The sequence below is a fragment of the Microbacterium sp. Z10_103 genome (genome assembly GCF_058310455.1).
Genome location: NZ_JBZEGK010000001.1, coordinates 2,046,933 through 2,061,647, shown reverse-complemented (window position 1 = coordinate 2,061,647; position 14,715 = coordinate 2,046,933). Strand labels below are relative to the sequence as shown.

17 protein-coding genes are annotated in these 14,715 nt (G+C 69.3%); 7 read left to right on the top strand and 10 right to left on the bottom strand.

Translation table 11 applies throughout. The features are described from left to right. Nucleotides 1-20 precede the first annotated feature (20 nt). Genes AC4FS2_RS10025 through AC4FS2_RS10015 form a run of 3 tightly spaced genes read left to right on the top strand, consistent with a single transcriptional unit; the run spans nucleotide 21 to nucleotide 2,706 of the window. The gene (locus tag AC4FS2_RS10025; RefSeq protein WP_491151657.1) at nucleotides 21-1,559 is read left to right on the top strand and encodes a GMC family oxidoreductase; all 1,539 of its coding nucleotides are present in this window, start codon (nucleotides 21-23) and stop codon (nucleotides 1,557-1,559) included. 23 nt (nucleotides 1,560-1,582) lie between these two features. Further along, nucleotides 1,583-2,545, top strand: a complete 963-nt coding sequence (locus AC4FS2_RS10020; protein WP_491151659.1) for a M20/M25/M40 family metallo-hydrolase — start codon at nucleotides 1,583-1,585, stop codon at nucleotides 2,543-2,545. Further along, nucleotides 2,542-2,706, top strand: a complete 165-nt coding sequence (locus AC4FS2_RS10015) for a hypothetical protein (protein ID WP_491151661.1) — start codon at nucleotides 2,542-2,544, stop codon at nucleotides 2,704-2,706. The genes AC4FS2_RS10020 and AC4FS2_RS10015 overlap by 4 nt, the downstream gene beginning before the upstream one ends. Before the next feature lie 22 nt (nucleotides 2,707-2,728). On the opposite strand, the gene AC4FS2_RS10010 is transcribed toward AC4FS2_RS10015, so the two are convergent. From AC4FS2_RS10010 to AC4FS2_RS09980, 7 genes are read right to left on the bottom strand one after another with little or no spacing between them, the layout of a single operon-like run. After that, on the bottom strand, nucleotides 2,729-3,442 hold the full coding sequence (locus AC4FS2_RS10010; protein WP_491151663.1) for an amidohydrolase family protein: 714 nt from the start codon (nucleotides 3,440-3,442) through the stop codon (nucleotides 2,729-2,731). Continuing rightward, nucleotides 3,442-3,897 (bottom strand): YbhB/YbcL family Raf kinase inhibitor-like protein, encoded by a 456-nt coding sequence (locus AC4FS2_RS10005; protein WP_491151665.1) that lies wholly within the window; start codon nucleotides 3,895-3,897, stop codon nucleotides 3,442-3,444. The genes AC4FS2_RS10010 and AC4FS2_RS10005 overlap by 1 nt, the downstream gene beginning before the upstream one ends. 32 nt (nucleotides 3,898-3,929) lie before the next feature. Next, entirely contained in the window at nucleotides 3,930-4,769 is an 840-nt protein-coding gene (locus AC4FS2_RS10000; RefSeq protein WP_491151667.1) for an alpha/beta fold hydrolase, read from the bottom strand. Continuing rightward, on the bottom strand, nucleotides 4,769-5,713 hold the full coding sequence (locus AC4FS2_RS09995; protein ID WP_491151669.1) for a 3-hydroxyacyl-CoA dehydrogenase NAD-binding domain-containing protein: 945 nt from the start codon (nucleotides 5,711-5,713) through the stop codon (nucleotides 4,769-4,771). Before AC4FS2_RS09995 ends, AC4FS2_RS10000 begins: the two co-directional genes overlap by 1 nt. A 46-nt stretch (nucleotides 5,714-5,759) precedes the next feature. Beyond that, nucleotides 5,760-6,539, bottom strand: a complete 780-nt coding sequence (locus AC4FS2_RS09990; RefSeq protein WP_491151671.1) for a class II aldolase/adducin family protein — start codon at nucleotides 6,537-6,539, stop codon at nucleotides 5,760-5,762. Between the two features lie 21 nt (nucleotides 6,540-6,560). After that, entirely contained in the window at nucleotides 6,561-7,148 is a 588-nt protein-coding gene (locus AC4FS2_RS09985) for an amino acid synthesis family protein (RefSeq protein WP_491151673.1), read from the bottom strand. Next, a complete protein-coding gene (locus tag AC4FS2_RS09980) occupies nucleotides 7,145-8,281 on the bottom strand; it encodes an FAD-dependent oxidoreductase (RefSeq protein ID WP_491151675.1) in 1,137 nt (378 codons plus the stop codon). The genes AC4FS2_RS09985 and AC4FS2_RS09980 overlap by 4 nt, the downstream gene beginning before the upstream one ends. Nucleotides 8,282-8,334: 53 nt before the next feature. Between AC4FS2_RS09980 and AC4FS2_RS09975 the strand changes: the two genes are divergently transcribed. After that, a complete protein-coding gene (locus AC4FS2_RS09975; RefSeq protein ID WP_491151677.1) occupies nucleotides 8,335-8,706 on the top strand; it encodes a hypothetical protein in 372 nt (123 codons plus the stop codon). Next, nucleotides 8,703-8,813, top strand: a complete 111-nt coding sequence (locus AC4FS2_RS09970; protein WP_491151679.1) for a helix-turn-helix domain-containing protein — start codon at nucleotides 8,703-8,705, stop codon at nucleotides 8,811-8,813. The genes AC4FS2_RS09975 and AC4FS2_RS09970 overlap by 4 nt, the downstream gene beginning before the upstream one ends. A gap of 139 nt (nucleotides 8,814-8,952) precedes the next feature. Here AC4FS2_RS09970 and AC4FS2_RS09965 read toward each other — a convergent pair whose 3' ends face one another. Continuing rightward, nucleotides 8,953-10,158 (bottom strand): acyl-CoA dehydrogenase family protein, encoded by a 1,206-nt coding sequence (locus AC4FS2_RS09965; RefSeq protein WP_491151681.1) that lies wholly within the window; start codon nucleotides 10,156-10,158, stop codon nucleotides 8,953-8,955. Between the two features lie 206 nt (nucleotides 10,159-10,364). Between AC4FS2_RS09965 and AC4FS2_RS09960 the strand changes: the two genes are divergently transcribed. Next, nucleotides 10,365-11,006, top strand: coding sequence for an NAD(P)-dependent oxidoreductase (locus AC4FS2_RS09960; RefSeq protein ID WP_491151682.1), 642 nt, complete (start codon nucleotides 10,365-10,367; stop codon nucleotides 11,004-11,006). A 24-nt stretch (nucleotides 11,007-11,030) separates the two neighbouring features. Here the strand turns inward: AC4FS2_RS09960 and AC4FS2_RS09955 are convergent, their stop codons facing one another. Both AC4FS2_RS09955 and AC4FS2_RS09950 read right to left on the bottom strand, forming a co-directional pair. Then, entirely contained in the window at nucleotides 11,031-12,359 is a 1,329-nt protein-coding gene (locus AC4FS2_RS09955; protein ID WP_491151684.1) for a DUF4032 domain-containing protein, read from the bottom strand. Nucleotides 12,360-12,430: 71 nt separating this feature from the next. Further along, complete coding sequence (locus tag AC4FS2_RS09950; RefSeq protein WP_491151685.1) at nucleotides 12,431-13,534, bottom strand: ABC transporter ATP-binding protein; 1,104 nt, start codon at nucleotides 13,532-13,534, stop codon at nucleotides 12,431-12,433. A gap of 218 nt (nucleotides 13,535-13,752) precedes the next feature. Between AC4FS2_RS09950 and AC4FS2_RS09945 the strand changes: the two genes are divergently transcribed. After that, nucleotides 13,753-14,715 (top strand): DsbA family protein, encoded by a 963-nt coding sequence (locus AC4FS2_RS09945; protein WP_491151687.1) that lies wholly within the window; start codon nucleotides 13,753-13,755, stop codon nucleotides 14,713-14,715.

Below are 14,715 nucleotides of genomic sequence, written 5' to 3'. Positions count from 1 at the left end.
CTGCTACCGATCGGAGACGCATGACCACCGCGAATCCGGACGTCCTCATCGTCGGCGCAGGCTCCGCGGGGTGCGTCCTCGCGAATCGGCTCAGCGCGGACCCCACACGGCGGGTGCTGGTGCTGGAGGCCGGCGGCCGCGTCACCGACCCGGACATGCGACGGCCGGAGCTCTGGCCGCTCATCCAGCACAGGGACTACGACTGGGACTACCTGACCATGCCGCAGCGTGGTCTCGCCGGTCGGCGGTTGAGCTGGGCGCGCGGCCGGGGGCTGGGCGGCTCGAGCCTGCTGCACGCGAACGCGCACATGCGCGGCTGCCGGGCGGACTACGAGCGCTGGGTCGCCGCCACCGGCGATGAGCGCTGGTCCTGGGACGCCCTCCTGCCGCGCTTTCGCTCGATGGAGTCCTTCTCCGGCGGGGCGGACGCGGTGCACGGGGCGGACGGCCCGCTGTCGGTGCTGCTGCCGGGTCCCGACCTGGTGAGCCCGCTGGTGCAGGACTATCTCCGCGGTGCGGTGTCCCTCGGGATCCCGCGGATCGCGGACCACAACGGCGGCGAGATGCTGGGGGCGACCCCGAACTCGCTGACCATCCGCAACGGCGAGCGGATGACTGTGGCGGACGCCTACCTCGATCCCGTCGCCGACCGGCCGAACCTGGCGGTGCTGACCGGGGTGGTCGTCCAGCGTCTCCTGGTGTCGGGCGGCCGGGTCACCGGCGCCGAGGTGCTCGCCGACGGGCAGCCGATGCAAATCGCGGCGGGCACCGTGATCCTGGCCGCCGGCTCGATCGCGGATCCGCTGCTCCTCATGCGCTCCGGCGTCGGCGACCCGGACGTGCTGTCCGCGGCTGGCGTCGAGACCGTCGTCGAGTCACGCGGAGTGGGGAAGAACCTGCACGACCACGTCCTCGGCGCCGGCAACCTCTACCGCGCAGCGAGGCCCGTGCCGCCGAGCCGGCTCAACCTGTCGGAGTCGATGACCTACCAGTCGGCGAAGGGCATCGGTGAGACCGCGGGTGCCGCCGACGTCGTGGTGGGCTGCGTGGTCGGATTGAGCTACTCCGAGTCGTTCTCCCCTGGCGTCGGGCCGGGGGAGGGATTCGCGCTCCTGTTCGGCGTGACGAACCCGACGAGCAGGGGCGAGATCCGCATCAGCGGCCCCTCGATCGACGACGCCCCGATCATCAACCCGAACTATCTCGACACCGAGCACGACCGGGCCATGTTCCGGCTCGCGCTCGAGCGTGCCCGCCTGATCGGCGCCACGGAGGCTCTCGACGGCTGGCGTGCCGAGGAGCTGCTGCCCGGGCCGGGCGTGCGGACCGAGGCCGAGGTCGACTCCTTCATCGCCCGCGCCGCGATCACGCATCATCACCCGGTGGGCACGCTGCGGATGGGCGCGGACGACGCGGCACCGGTGACTGCGGACCTCGCCTTCCGTGGTGTGCACGGACTCTTCGTCGTCGACGCCTCGGTGATCCCCTCGATCACGGCCGGGCCGGTGCACGCCCCCGTCCTCGCCATCGCCGAGGCGTTCGCCGCCGACTACGCCTGACCCTTCGAACCTGCGGAGATCCGATGAGCACCGTTCCCGATCGCACCGTCCTCGACGCCGTCGTTACGCGGGAGCGCGACATCCGGGAGATCTCGGAATTCGTGCTCGCACACCCGGAGCTCGCGCACGAGGAGCATGCCACCTCGCGCGAACTGGCCGACCGCCTGGCGGCGGCCGGGTACCGCGTTCAACGCGGCGTCGGAGACCTGCCGACCGCGTTCCGGGCGGAGCTCGACACCGGCCGTCCGGGCGGCACCGTGGGTCTCCTGGCCGTCTACGACGCGGTGCCGGCCCACCGCACCTCGGACGGCACGACCGTCGCGACCCACTCCTGCGGCCACTCGGCCCAGGCAGCAGGCGTCCTGGGCGCGGCGCTGGCGCTCGCCGACCTGCGTGACTCCATCACGGGGACCGTTGTCGTGATCGGCGCTCCGGCCGACGAGATCCACGCTGCGGGGACGCAGCGCCTGGGAAGTGGGAAGGCGCTCACCGCCGCGCGCGGCGTCTGGCAGGGCGTCGACGCCGCGCTCTACGTACACCCCGAGTTCCTCGACGCGGTGTGGACGCAGTCGCTGTGGATGCGGCGGGAGACGGCGATCGTCGCCGGTGACCGGACCCTGCGCAACGACGTCGAACCCGCTCCGTATGCCGCCTTCCGGCGGCTGGCTCCGCTGCTCGAGAGCCTGGATCGCTCGAAGGTCATGGTCGAGACGGTGGTGCTCGACGGAGACGTGGAGGAGGGATCCGGGCTCTCGCTGCGGGCGCAGTTCCTCGTCTTCGCCTCGGCAGAGGAGAGATCGACGATCTCCTCGGACCGGTGCGCCAGGCCCTGCCGAACGCCGTCTGGAAGCGCGGCAACGCGATCGAGGCGATCCGTCCGGACGCTCGGGTCACTGCCGCGGTGCAGGAGGCGCTCACCGCCGCCGGACGGCCGGTGCGATCGGATATCCCGCCGCTGCCGTTCGCGACGGACTTCGGGACCGTGACCGGCGTCGTCCCCGCCGCCCTCATCGGGGTCGGCCGCGCCGAAGGCTGGGCGTTTCACACCGACCGCGGTGAGCCGCAGTTCGCCGGTGCGGAGGGTGTCGCGATGGCGCGGAGCATCGCCGAGGTGCTCGCGCTCGCCGGCACGCGCCTCACCGCCTGAGGTCGGCTCCGCCGGAGCGGGGTCAGTCGCCCAGGAAGAGGCGCCGGGCGGTGCCGTTCATGACCGCCTCGAGATGGTCGGGAGCAAGCCCGGCGAGCTTCACCTTGAGCTGCTCGACCTTCGGCTCGTGCCACGGCCCGTCCGAGCCGTACATCACGCGGTCGGCGCCGACCTTCTCGACAGCCTCCTTGATCTTGAGGCTCATCGGCATCCCGCTGGTCTCCAGCCACACGTTGGGATGCCGGCCCGCGATCGCGATTGAGGCATCGATGTAGACGATGTTGCCGTGACCCATATGCCCGAGGATGATCTTCGCCTCCGGGTACCGGACGATGAGCTCCTCGATGCTCCACGGCAGCGAGAAAATCGGGTGTCCGCAGTGGATAAGCGCGGGCAAGTCGTGCTCGATCAGCACCTCGATGATCGGGTGGACGATCGGGTCGTCCGGCAGGAAGCCGTTGAAGAGCGGGTGCAGCTTCACGCCGCGCACCTTGGGGTCCCGCAGGTACTCGCGGAGCTCGTCGACGGTGCCGGGCACCTTCGGGTTCGCCCAGTACAGCTGGTATGCGCCCGGGATACCGGCGACCACCCGGCGGACCATGGCGTTGTCCTCGTGGAAGACCATCGCGGTGTCGATGTCGTTCGCGGCGAGGTAGGGCGCAAGGCCCGCCTCGTCGAGCCGGACGCCCGACATCGGGAAGTCGCCGACATGGAAGTGCGCGTCGGTGATCGTCATCAGCGCTGAGAGACCGCGACGAACCGGGCCTGCTCGAGGATGCTGTCGCCGTACCGCGCCAGGAACTCCTCGCGGCTCGGCGCGCCATCCACCGTGCGGCTCAGCGCGTAGATCCAGAAGTAGTAGTGGTGGTCGCCGTGGCCTACGGGCGGCTGCGGCCCGTAGTATGCGGCGGCGCCGGCGCCGTTCGGGGCCTCGCGCACGCCGGGCGCCTCAAGGTCGAGCGACGTGGCCTGCGGCGAGACGCCGTAGACCACCCAGTGGGTAAACCCGTGGGGGAGCGGCGCATCCGGATCGTGGCAGATGATCGCGTACTCGGCGGTGCCCTCAGGCGCGCCCGAGAACTCCAGACGCGGCACCGAACTGCCGCCGTCGGCGGTGAACTCGTGCGGGAAGCGCCCGAGGGTGGGGATGTCGGGGCTTCCGATGGTCAGCTTGTCGATGAAGAGCGCCATGAGCGCGTCCTTTCCGTGGTTCGTTGGTCGGTTCAGTCGGCGAGCAGGCGCTCGAACTCCGAGGTGACGAGCTCGGGGTGTTCCTCCGGGATGTAGTGGTCTGCTTCCCCGACCACCAACCAGCGGTCGTCGGGACGGTCGGCGATCGCCGCCGTCCATGCGGCTTCGCTGACGATGCGGCTGTCGACTCCACGAAGGCTCGTCATCGGTGCGCTCACCGCGCGGTATTCCGCGTCCCACTGGGTGCGGAACCCCGCGATGAGCTGCGTCATCGCCCCCGGGTCGGCGAGTGGCCACCACTGCCCGTCCACGCCCCGGTCGTAGCCCCAGCGTGCGCGGCGCTGGGCGGCGCCGGGCAGGATGCGGGGGTAGCGGCTGCGGATGTACTCCTCGACGGCGACTGCGTCGGGGAAGGCCCGGTGGCCGCCGGCGACGCGGGCCGCGAGTTCGTCGAGGACCGTCGCCTCCACATATGGGGTGTAGTCGACGGCGACGACCGCGGCGACGCGGTCGGGATGGAGCGCGCCGGCGAGCCAGGCGTTTCGTGCGCCGAGCGAATGCCCGCCGACGATGGCGCGCTCGATCCCGAGCGCGTCGAGCACGGTGACGACGTCGCCGGCGAAGTCCGGGCCGGTGTAGCCGGTCGCCGGCTTGTCGCTGCGCCCGTGTCCGCGCTGGTCGAGCGCGATGACCGTGGCGTGCGCCGAGAGTGACTCGGCCACGGGCTCCCAGACGGCGTGGTTCGCCGAGGTCCCATGCAACAGCACGATCGCCGGGCCCGAGCCGCGCACCCGGTACGCGAGGTCGACCTCGTTGCCCCGGGTGCGAAAGAGCCCGTCCGCGATCGGCTCCACACCGATCGGGGCTTTCATCAGACGTTCGGAATGGACGAGAGTGTCTTCCGGGCGGCGACGAGTCCGGTGATGATCTCCCTGCGCTTCTCGGCGACCGCTTCCGGGCCGTCGTAGTCGTACATGCCACCGCCTGTCTTGAACCCGAGCGTTCCGGCGGCGATCTTCTCTTCGATCATCGCCGGGGTGTCCTTGCGGTCGGCGAGGTCGGCGTTGAGGTAGCTCGAGACGGCCTTGTAGATGTCCAGGCCTGCCATGTCGAGGAGTCGGGTGGGGCCGACGACCGAGAGCTTATAGCCGATGCCCCACTTGACGCAGGCGTCCAGACCCTCGGGTGTGACAATTCCCTTCTCGAGAAGATCGAGGCATTCGCGCAGGATCGCGTAGAGGACGCGGTTCTCCACGAAGCCGGGGGTCTCCTTCTCGACGACGGGAACGTAGTCGAACGCCTTCACGACGCTGACGAGACGGTCCACGAGGGCGGGGTCGGTCGCCTCGCCCGGAATCACCTCGATCATCGGGATCAGGTGCGGCGGGTTCGACCAGTGCATGCCGATGAGCCGGCCGGGAACACTCATGCCCTCGCTCATCGCCGTGATCGGGATGCCGGACGTGTTCGAGGCGATGATGACGTCGTCGCCGACGAGGCCGTCCTCCAGCTCGGAGAGCAGCGTCTTCTTGAGTTCGAGCCGCTCGGGGATCGCCTCGATGACGAGCTCGGTGTCGGCGACCGCCTCGGCGAGGTCTGTGCCGAACGACACGGAGCCGCCGTCGGATTTCGGCGTCCCGACGGTCTCGAGGACGCCGTTGACCATCGCGTACGACGCCTTCGCGTTCTCGATGGCCTGGTCGGAGATGTCGTAGACGCGGACGACGACCCCCGCGCGGGCCAGGGTCGCGGCGATACCGGGACCCATGGTGCCGGACCCGACGACGGTGGCGATCTTCGGAAGGATGCTGCTCATACTCGTGCTCCTTGCTGACTTCGATGGAGGTGCGGTGGTTTGGGATTCAGACGCCCGGCGGGAGGCTGATCTGCGAGATGCCGATGCCCTGGAGCGCCTCGACTCGGTCGAGTCGGCGGTTGAAGTAGGTCCAGAAGTTGTGCTGGGCCTTGGCGGGGTAGATCCGGTCGAACTTCTCCTTCGTCTCTTCCGCGTCGGGCTCGATCGGCGCGAAGCCCGACGACTTGAGGTCGACCTGGAATCGCGCGGCCTTCTCGAGGAAGATCCCCGTGAGCGTCACCTCGGCGACGGTGCTGCCGACGAAGGCCACGCCGTGGTTGGCGAGCAGGAGCGCCTGCGCCGGTCCGAGCGCCTCCGCGGCGGACACTCCGAGCGGCACCGTCGTGATGATGTGGCTAGTCTCGGCGAAGCGGGGGACGCCCTCGTAGGCGAACCAGACGCCGTGGTTGTTGTACGGCCTCAGCGTCTCCTCGGAGGCGCCGAGCACCGTCGCGAAGTGCGCGTGCGAATGGCCGACGAAGTTGACGTCCGGCCGGGCCTTGAGGATCTCGGCGTGTAGCGGCCACTCGAGGTGGCGGAGGCCGGTGCCCTCGAGGACGTTGCCGTCGAAGTCGATGAGGATGAAATCATCGTCCTCGACCTCCGAGAGCGCGAGGTTGCCGCGCTTCAGCCAGAGTCCGCGCCCGAACGGGTCGCGGTAGGAGAGATGTCCCATCGACATGTCGCCGTGGCCCTCGAGCTCGAGGATCCGGTGCGCCCGGGCGACATCCGCGAGCACGCTCGCGATCGAGGCGTCTTCGAAGTACTGCGTGTGCTGATACGTCATGTTTTCCTGCTCCTCGAGAGACTAGTTCGCGTCTCGGCCCGCGGCCTCGGCGGCCGTCATCCCGCCCACACGGGCGTTCGGTCGGCCGCCGCTCGCGACCGCCACGATGATCACGAGCTCGTCCGGACGCGGGGCGTCGGGGAGCGTGATCGTCATCGCGTCGTAGTGCGAGCGGACGTAGACCTCATCCTTGTACGCGAGAGGGATGTCGATCTGTGATCCGGCGCCGGCGACCTTCGAGGCGGAGGAGATCCAGGCCTTGCCGCCGCCCACCGCGTCGCGAAGGGCGTCACCGAAGACGGTGGTGATGCAGGCGACGACATGCTCCTGCTCGCCGTTCAGCCCGGCGAGACCGCCCTTGCCGTATGACTCGACGGGACGACCCCCGAGCAGCGCCGCGGCGCGACGACCGAGCTCGGTCCCGATGCTCGCGCTCGGCGCGGTGAGCGGGGACAGGTCCTTCACCCAGCGACCCGCGAAGGGGTTCTCCAGGACGACCGCCACGGCTGCCTTGACCAGTGGCTGCTCCGGTGCGGGACCGAGGTCGTGGAGCGTCTCCGAGATGAAGGAGTGGATCGCGCGGACGCGATAAAAGGGGTCGATGCTCATGAGTTCACCTCGTGTCGGTGGGGATCCGTGGGGTTGTACAGTGCGGTCTCCACCACGTCGCCTTGGAACTGGTTGCCCTCCGCCATCTGGCGGGTGTCGGCGTAGTACTGCGAGCGGTCTTGGGCGCGATCGGTGATGGGCCGCTCCAGGCGCTCCCATTCGCGCAGGACCTCCGCCATCTGGTCGTCGGGCGCTTCGGTCGCCGCGGTCGCCAATGTCCAGGCGTTGTGGATGGAGCATCCGGCGCCCTGTGCGAGCGCGGGGCACATCGCGTGCGCGGCGTCGCCGATGAGTGCGACCCTGCCCTCGGTCCACCGGTCGAGCCGTGTGGTCTGGTAGCCGTAGTACTTGCCGTGCAGCTTGGCGGCCTCCTCCAGCAGTGGGGCCAGGTGCGGGAAGTTCTCGGTCCAGAGTGGGAGGTCGATCGGTACCTTCGAGCCCTGCGCGTCGCTGGCCGGTGCCATCAGGGCGATGTACACTTCCTCGTCGTTGCACGGCACGTAGAGCACGCGGAGCACGCGCGGCTCGATGTTCCAGAAGTCGATGTAGTTGTCCCACTCGGTGTCCGGTTCGAGCTGCTGCAGCTCGGCCTTGTGACGAGGCACGAGGAACCGTGTGATGCCGTCGCGCGACCGCTCGCGCTTGAGCGGGATGCCAACCGAACCGCGGACCGCGGAGCCGACACCGTCTGCGCCGACGACGAGATCGGCGTCCTCTGACGTTCCGTCGGCGAAGCTGATGCGACCGTCCGGGGTCGCGCCGGTGACCGGCGACCCGGAGACGATCTCAACCCCGGATTCGCGGGCGGCAGTGAGCAGCGTGCTGTACAGGTGGGGGCGCGTAACCGAGATCCAGCGGATGCCCTCGAGTCTCTCCTGCGACTGCACCACGTTGTTCATCCGCGTCTCGTAGGCGGGGGAGTGCATGGCGCGGGACTCCAGGTCGGGGGTAGCGCCGAGCAGGTCGAGGACCTGGAGGCTGTTGCCCCAGAGTACAATCCCAGCCCCTTCGGCGCGGAGCTCGGGCGAACGCTCATGGATACGGACGCTCCACCCCTTCTGAGCAAGCGCAGTGGCGACGGTGAGCCCGGCGAAGCCGGCGCCCGAGATCGCCGCGTGGCGGGATGAGGCCATGAGACCAACTTTCAGAGGAAAGGTTTTATTACGATCTGATTTGTTCTTCTCGTATGTGGAGAGTCTTGCGGAGCGCGGCGCTTCTCGCAAGCGAAAGCTCGGGGGCCTTCGCGACGTCCTCGCTCGTGTTCGAGTCGGTTCTCGATCAGCAGCGGGCCGGGATGCTGCGGCATGTCGTGGACGCGCTGAGCCTCTGCCTCGACGACACGACCGCAACACGCTCCTCGTCGCTCCGCGCCGCGCAGTTCCAGGAGCTCGTGACCGCCCACCTCCTGCTCGACCTGCCGCACCGCGATTCCGACCGCCTCGGCGCGGCAGGTGATCCGGCTCTAGTGCGCACCGCGCGGATCGTGGCCGGGTACTGCCGCGAGCACTATGCCGAGCCGCTGAGAGCATCGCCAACCTCGCGGCGGTCGCGCACGTGAGCGAGTGGACGCTGTTCGCGGCGTTCCGCCGTGAGTTCGGCACGATCCCCGGCCGCTGGATGCGTGAGCTTCGGCTGGAACGCGCGCGGCAGAGCCTGCAGGCATAGGAGCGGGCCACCAGCGTTGTGGCGGCCGCGATCCACCACGGGTTCAGTCGCGTCGGAGGGCTCGCCACCGACTACAGACGCGCGTACGGCGAGTCGCCGTCCGACACGATCCGCGGGTGTCGCGCCTCCGCACCGTGAATCAGACGGCGGCGTGCCGCGCAATCGCGGCTGCTCCCGCGAGTTCGTAGTTCTCCTCGGAGAGATACACGTGCTGCAGCGCCCCGAGAGAATTGCGGAGGTGGCGCTGCATGGGGTGGTCCACCGAGAGCACGCGACCGCCCCCGTAGCGGAACAGGTCGGAGATGAGCTCCGCGCAGAGTTCGGCGACCAGGGTGTGGCGGGCTCGGAGCACCGCGACCGTGTCGTCGTCGATCGTGCCGCCGGAGCGCACGATGTTGATGCCCTCCTGAGCGGTCGCCCGGTACAGCGTGCGCGCGGCGGCCCATTTCGCCTCCGCCTGACCGATCGCCTTCTGGAACGACGCGCGGCCGGCGAGTGAACCGCTCAGCGAGCGGGCCGTGGATGCGGCGAGGTCGATCATGTCGTCGATCGCGCGCCGCGCGATCCCGACGAGGAGCGGCGACAGCTCATTCGAGATGAAGATCATGATCGGCTGCCGGAAGATGTCGCCGCCGCGCTGCGGTGCCCCGCCGTACGCGTCCATCGCCCGGGACGCCGGCACGAAGACATCGTCGAAGGAGAAGTCATGGCTCCCGGTCCCCTGAAGGGCTGCAGCGTTCCAGTTGCCGTGGACAGTGACCTCGGACTTCGGGGCGGTCACGAAGATCGGAGCTCCGGTGCCCTCGACGATGCATCCGCCGACGACCCAGTTCGAGTGGTCGATACCGCTCCCGAAAGCCCAGCGGCCGGTGACACGGTAGCCGCCGTCGACCGGGATCGCGCTGCCGCGGGGCGTGAACTGGCCCGCGACCGTAGGCAGCGGCTCGCCTGGCGCGAACAGGTCGGCGACACCCTCCTCGGGGAGCCAGCCGGCCATGGTTCCGATCGTGCCGCTGCCGATCATCGTCGCCCACGCCGCCGAGGCGTCGTGATACGCGATCTCCTCCATGACGTCGCCGAAGCCCACCGGGTCGAGCTCGCTTCCCCCGAGTTCGATCGGCGTCTTCATCCAGAAGAACCCAGCCGTGCGGAGCTCCTCGGCGACGGCGTCGGGGAGGCGCCGGATCAGCTCCGCCTCGCGGGCGTGCTCCTCCAGCAGGGGGCCGAGCGCTCGGGCGGCGGCCAGAAGAACGTCCGCACGATCGGAGGCGGACGGGGATGCGGATGCGGCGGCGGATGTGGATGCGGGTGCGGCGGCGGACGTGGATGCGGCGGGAGTGGTCATCGGGCTCTCCTTCGAGACGACAGTCGTCCCAGTCAACACCCGCAGCCCGGGGAATTCAGACCGAATCCTGCGTGAAACCGCCGCGCCGTGCGGGATCCGGCGTCCTTCGGCCCGGCATGTGGAACGCTGGGGACGAGCGCTGCATACGCGGGAATGAAACCATTCCGGCGCCGATTGCCGCTCGCACGTCCAACGAAAGGATTCTCGTGGCCCGCATCGCCGTCATCGGAGGAACCGGCTACGCCGGCAGTCACATCATCCGGGAGGCCGTTCGCCGCGGCCACACCGTCGTCTCGATCGCCCGGTCGGTTCCCGCCGAGCGCGTGGAAGGCGCGACGTACCTCGAGGGCAGCATCCTGGATGTGACGGATGTCGTGCACAAGCTCCAGGGTGTGGATGTGGTGATCTCGGCGGTCGCGCCGCGCGGTGACATGCTCGGCAAGGTGCGTCCCGCGCTGGCGGAGCTGTTCGCGGCGCTTCCGGAGGATGTCCGCGTGGGCGTCATCGGCGGCGCAGGCGGCTCCCTGGTCACACCGGGAGGGCCGCGGCTCATCGATACCGAAGGATTCCTCGACGCGTACAAGCCGGAGTCGCTCGAGGCCATCGGAGTGCTCGAAGACCTGCAGTCCACCGCGGGCGGACGCGACTGGTTCTACATCCATCCCGCCGGCGGCTTCGGCGTCTGGGCGCCGGGGGAGCGCACCGGCTCGTACCGCGACGGCGGAGACGTGCTGGTCGTGGGTGAGGACGGGGAGTCATTCATCTCCGGTCCCGACCTCGCCGTAGCGATCCTCGACGAGATCGAGTCGCCGAAGCACTCGCGAGAGCGCTTCGCCGTCGGCTACTGACGTCGCGGTGGCCGCGCGACGGCGCTAGACCAGATCGCGCCAGTCCACCACGGCCTCCTCGTCGTCCTCCCCGGCCTCCTCGTCATCGACGATGGGCATCATGCCCGTCTGACCGGGGAGTGCGAGGGAGTCGGTCGGCGGGCCCATCACGGTCGCCTCGTCCCGGCGGTGGCGAAGCACATCGTCGATGTAAGACGTCAGCACCTCCGCGATGGGCACCGAGCGTCCGCGCGCCTGCGACATGTACCACCGGTGCTCGAGCACCTGGTGGAACACCTCCGCCGGCTCGAGTTTCGCGCGCAGGTCGAACGGGATGGACATCACGACCGGCTCGAACACGCGGGTCAGCCACTCGTGCGCGACCATCTCCTCGTCCGGGCCGAGACGACTGGTCCGCGCGCGGAATTCGTCCAGGTCATTGAGGAGACGGCGGGCCTGGTTCTCCTCGACATCCAGTCCCGTCAGGCGCAGGAGACGGCGCTGGTGATGCCCGGCGTCGACGACCTTCGGCTGGATGGACGCGCGCGTACCGTCGGGCGTCGTCTGGATCGACATCTCGCCGATGTCGAAGCCGAGGGCGTTGAGGCGCTGGACGCGCTCGGTGAGGCGCCAGGACTCGTCGAGCGCGAACGACTCCTTGTCGGTGAGCGCTCCCCAGAGCGAGTAGTAGGACGACAGGATGCCGTCGGCGATCTGCACCGCGTCGATGCCGCCCTCCAGGCGGCCGCCGGCCTCCAGATCCATGATCTCGCCGGCGATATTGGTGCGGGCGACATCGAGGTCGTGCGCGCGCTGCCCCGGAGTCAGCCCGCTCTCGTGCAGCTCGCCGGTCTCCGCATCCACGAGATACGCGGCGAAGGCGCCGGCGTCCCGCCGGAACAGGGTGTTCGACAGCGAGACGTCGCCCCAGAAGAAGCCGACGTTGTGCAGGCGCACGAGGAGCACCGCGAGAGCATCCACCAGCCGCGCGGCCGTGTGCGGGCGCAGCACCTGCGTGAACAGAGCGCGGTAGGGGAGCGAGAAGCGAAGGTGCGCCGTGACCAGGGCTGCGGGCAGCGTCCGCCCCTCCGCATCCGTTCGTCCGCCGATCACGGCGACGCGCTCGACGCACGGCGCGGCAAGACGGTGCAGGTTGCCGAGCATGTCGTATTCGCGCCGGGCCATCTCCTGCGTGGTCTCCTTGATGGCCACCACCCGCCCGGACAGATTCGCAAAGCGCACCAGGTGCCGGGAGATGCCCTTGGGGAGGTACACGATCGTGCTGCTGGACCATTCCGACAGGGGCGTCGACCACGGCAACGAGAGTAGGCCGGGGTCGACGGAGCTGGCGGTGATGCTGAGCGATTCGGGCACGGGACCTCCCGGAAATACGGCGCGGCGCGGGCAGCCTCAAGGCTACCCGCGCCGCGGCGGTGAGAGATGGGTCAGGCGGAGACGACCGGCTTGTCGTTGAGACGCTCACCGGACTCGATGTCGAACGCGTGCACGTGGCCGGCGCTGGCGGCCAGGGTGACCGTCTCGCCCGCGTTCGGGTGGCTCCGGCCGTCGACACGTGCGACGAGGTCGGTGCGCTTGCCGTTGATCTCGGTGTGGCCGTAGAGGTAGCCGTCCGCGCCGAGTTCCTCGACGAGGTCGACGACCACCGAGAGACCGCGGCCGTCGGAGGGACCGACGACGATGTCCTCGGGGCGCACGCCCACGGTGACCTGGCTGCCGTTGGCACGGCCGACGGTGTCGCGGTCCAGCGGCACGACCTCGTCACCGAACCGCACGCCACCCTCGGCGAGATCGGCCGAGAAGAGGTTCATGGCGGGCGAACCGATAAAGCCGGCGACGAACACGTTGTTCGGCTTCTCGTACAGGTCGCGGGGCGTTCCGACCTGCTGCAGGATGCCGTCCTTGAGGACCGCGATGCGGTCGCCCATGGTGAGGGCCTCGGTCTGGTCGTGCGTGACGTAGACGGTCGTGACCCCGAGGCGGCGCTGCAGCGACGCGATCTGCGTGCGCGTCTGCACGCGGAGCTTCGCGTCGAGGTTCGACAGCGGCTCGTCCATGAGGAACACCTGCGGCTGGCGGACGATCGCGCGACCCATCGCGACACGCTGACGCTGACCACCCGAGAGGGCCTTCGGCTTGCGCGTGAGGTACTCCTCGAGGTCGAGGAGCTTGGCGGCCTCGAGCACGCGCGCGGCACGCTCTTCCTTGCCGATGCCGGCGATCTTCAGGGCGAAGCCCATGTTCTCGGCGACGGTCATGTGGGGGTACAGCGCGTAGTTCTGGAAGACCATCGCGATGTCGCGGTCCTTCGGCGGGACGTCCGTGACGTCGCGGTCGCCGATCAGGATGCGGCCGGAGTTGACCTCTTCGAGGCCGGCCAGCATGCGCAGGGACGTGGACTTACCGCAGCCGGAGGGGCCGACGAGAACCAGGAACTCGCCGTCGGCGACTTCGAGGTTGAGCTTGTCCACGGCGGGGCGAGTGCCCCCGGGGTACAGGCGGGTTGCGTTGTCAAACGTGACGGACGCCATTTTCTTCTCCTTCACCGGCAGGTACGTGCCGGACGATCCGTAGTGATGGATGAGCGGGGGCTAACCCGCACGCCCGCCATCGGGCGCAACTTTCAGTATAGGTGTCGGGCGTCCTGCGTCTGGGTTTTTCCCAGGCTGCCTCGTTAGCATCGATTCCGGCCGCGTTACCCGTGCGGCCCGCCGGATCCCCGGCCCGCTTATCCGTTCCAGAAGGTTTCATGTCGAACGACCAGACACCGCAGGTGCCTGCCACGCGCGACCGCCGAGAGGCCGTCCGCGAAAAGGCCCAGCAGGTGCACGCCAAGCAGTCGCGCTTGCGGCTGCTGCGTGGCATCCTGCTCAGCGCGGCCGGTCTCGCCGTCGCGGGCGTGGCCACCGCCGCCATCATCTGGGCGTTCGCGGAGATGGGCCCGCGTCCCGTCATTCAGCCCGCCAACGCGCAGAACGACGGCTTCGCGGTGACCACCGTGACCGGGGCCGCTGATCCGGTGGCAGGCGGTGTCGACGAGGCGGCGACGCCCGCGCCCGCAGAGGCAGCACCCACGGAGGCAGCGCCCACGCCGACCCCGACGGCCAGCGAAACTCCCGCCGTGGACATCCGCGTCTACGTGGATTACCTCGCTCCCGAGGCGCGCGAGTTCCAGCTCGCCAATGCTGACCAGCTGAAGAAGTGGGTGAGCCAGGACGCCGCGACCCTCAGCTACTACCCCGTGGCCATGCTGACGTCGAAGTCGAACGGCACCAAGTACTCGCTGCGTGCGGCGGGGGCGGCCGCGTGCGTCGCGACGTATTCGCCCGACACCTTCTTCGCCTTCAACGACGAGCTGCTGCGCCAGCAGCCGGAGATCGATTCGGACGGCTTGAACGACGAACAACTCGCCGAGCTGGCGCAGGCCTCCGGTGCGGCCTCGCCGAAGATCGTTCGCAACTGCATCGAAGACGGCTCGTTCTCGACGTGGGCACGCGCCGCGACCGATCGTGCACTGGAGAGCATTCCCGACACCGATGGTGCCGCGCTGAGCTCGACGCTCATGATCCTCGTCAACGGCACGCAGTATGTCGGGGCGATGGATGACCCGAAGGAATTCGCGCAGTTCGTGCTCACGGCCGCCAGCGACTCGTACTACCGCACGCCGTCGCCGACCCCGTCGGCATCCGTCACGCCCACCCCGGCGCCTTAG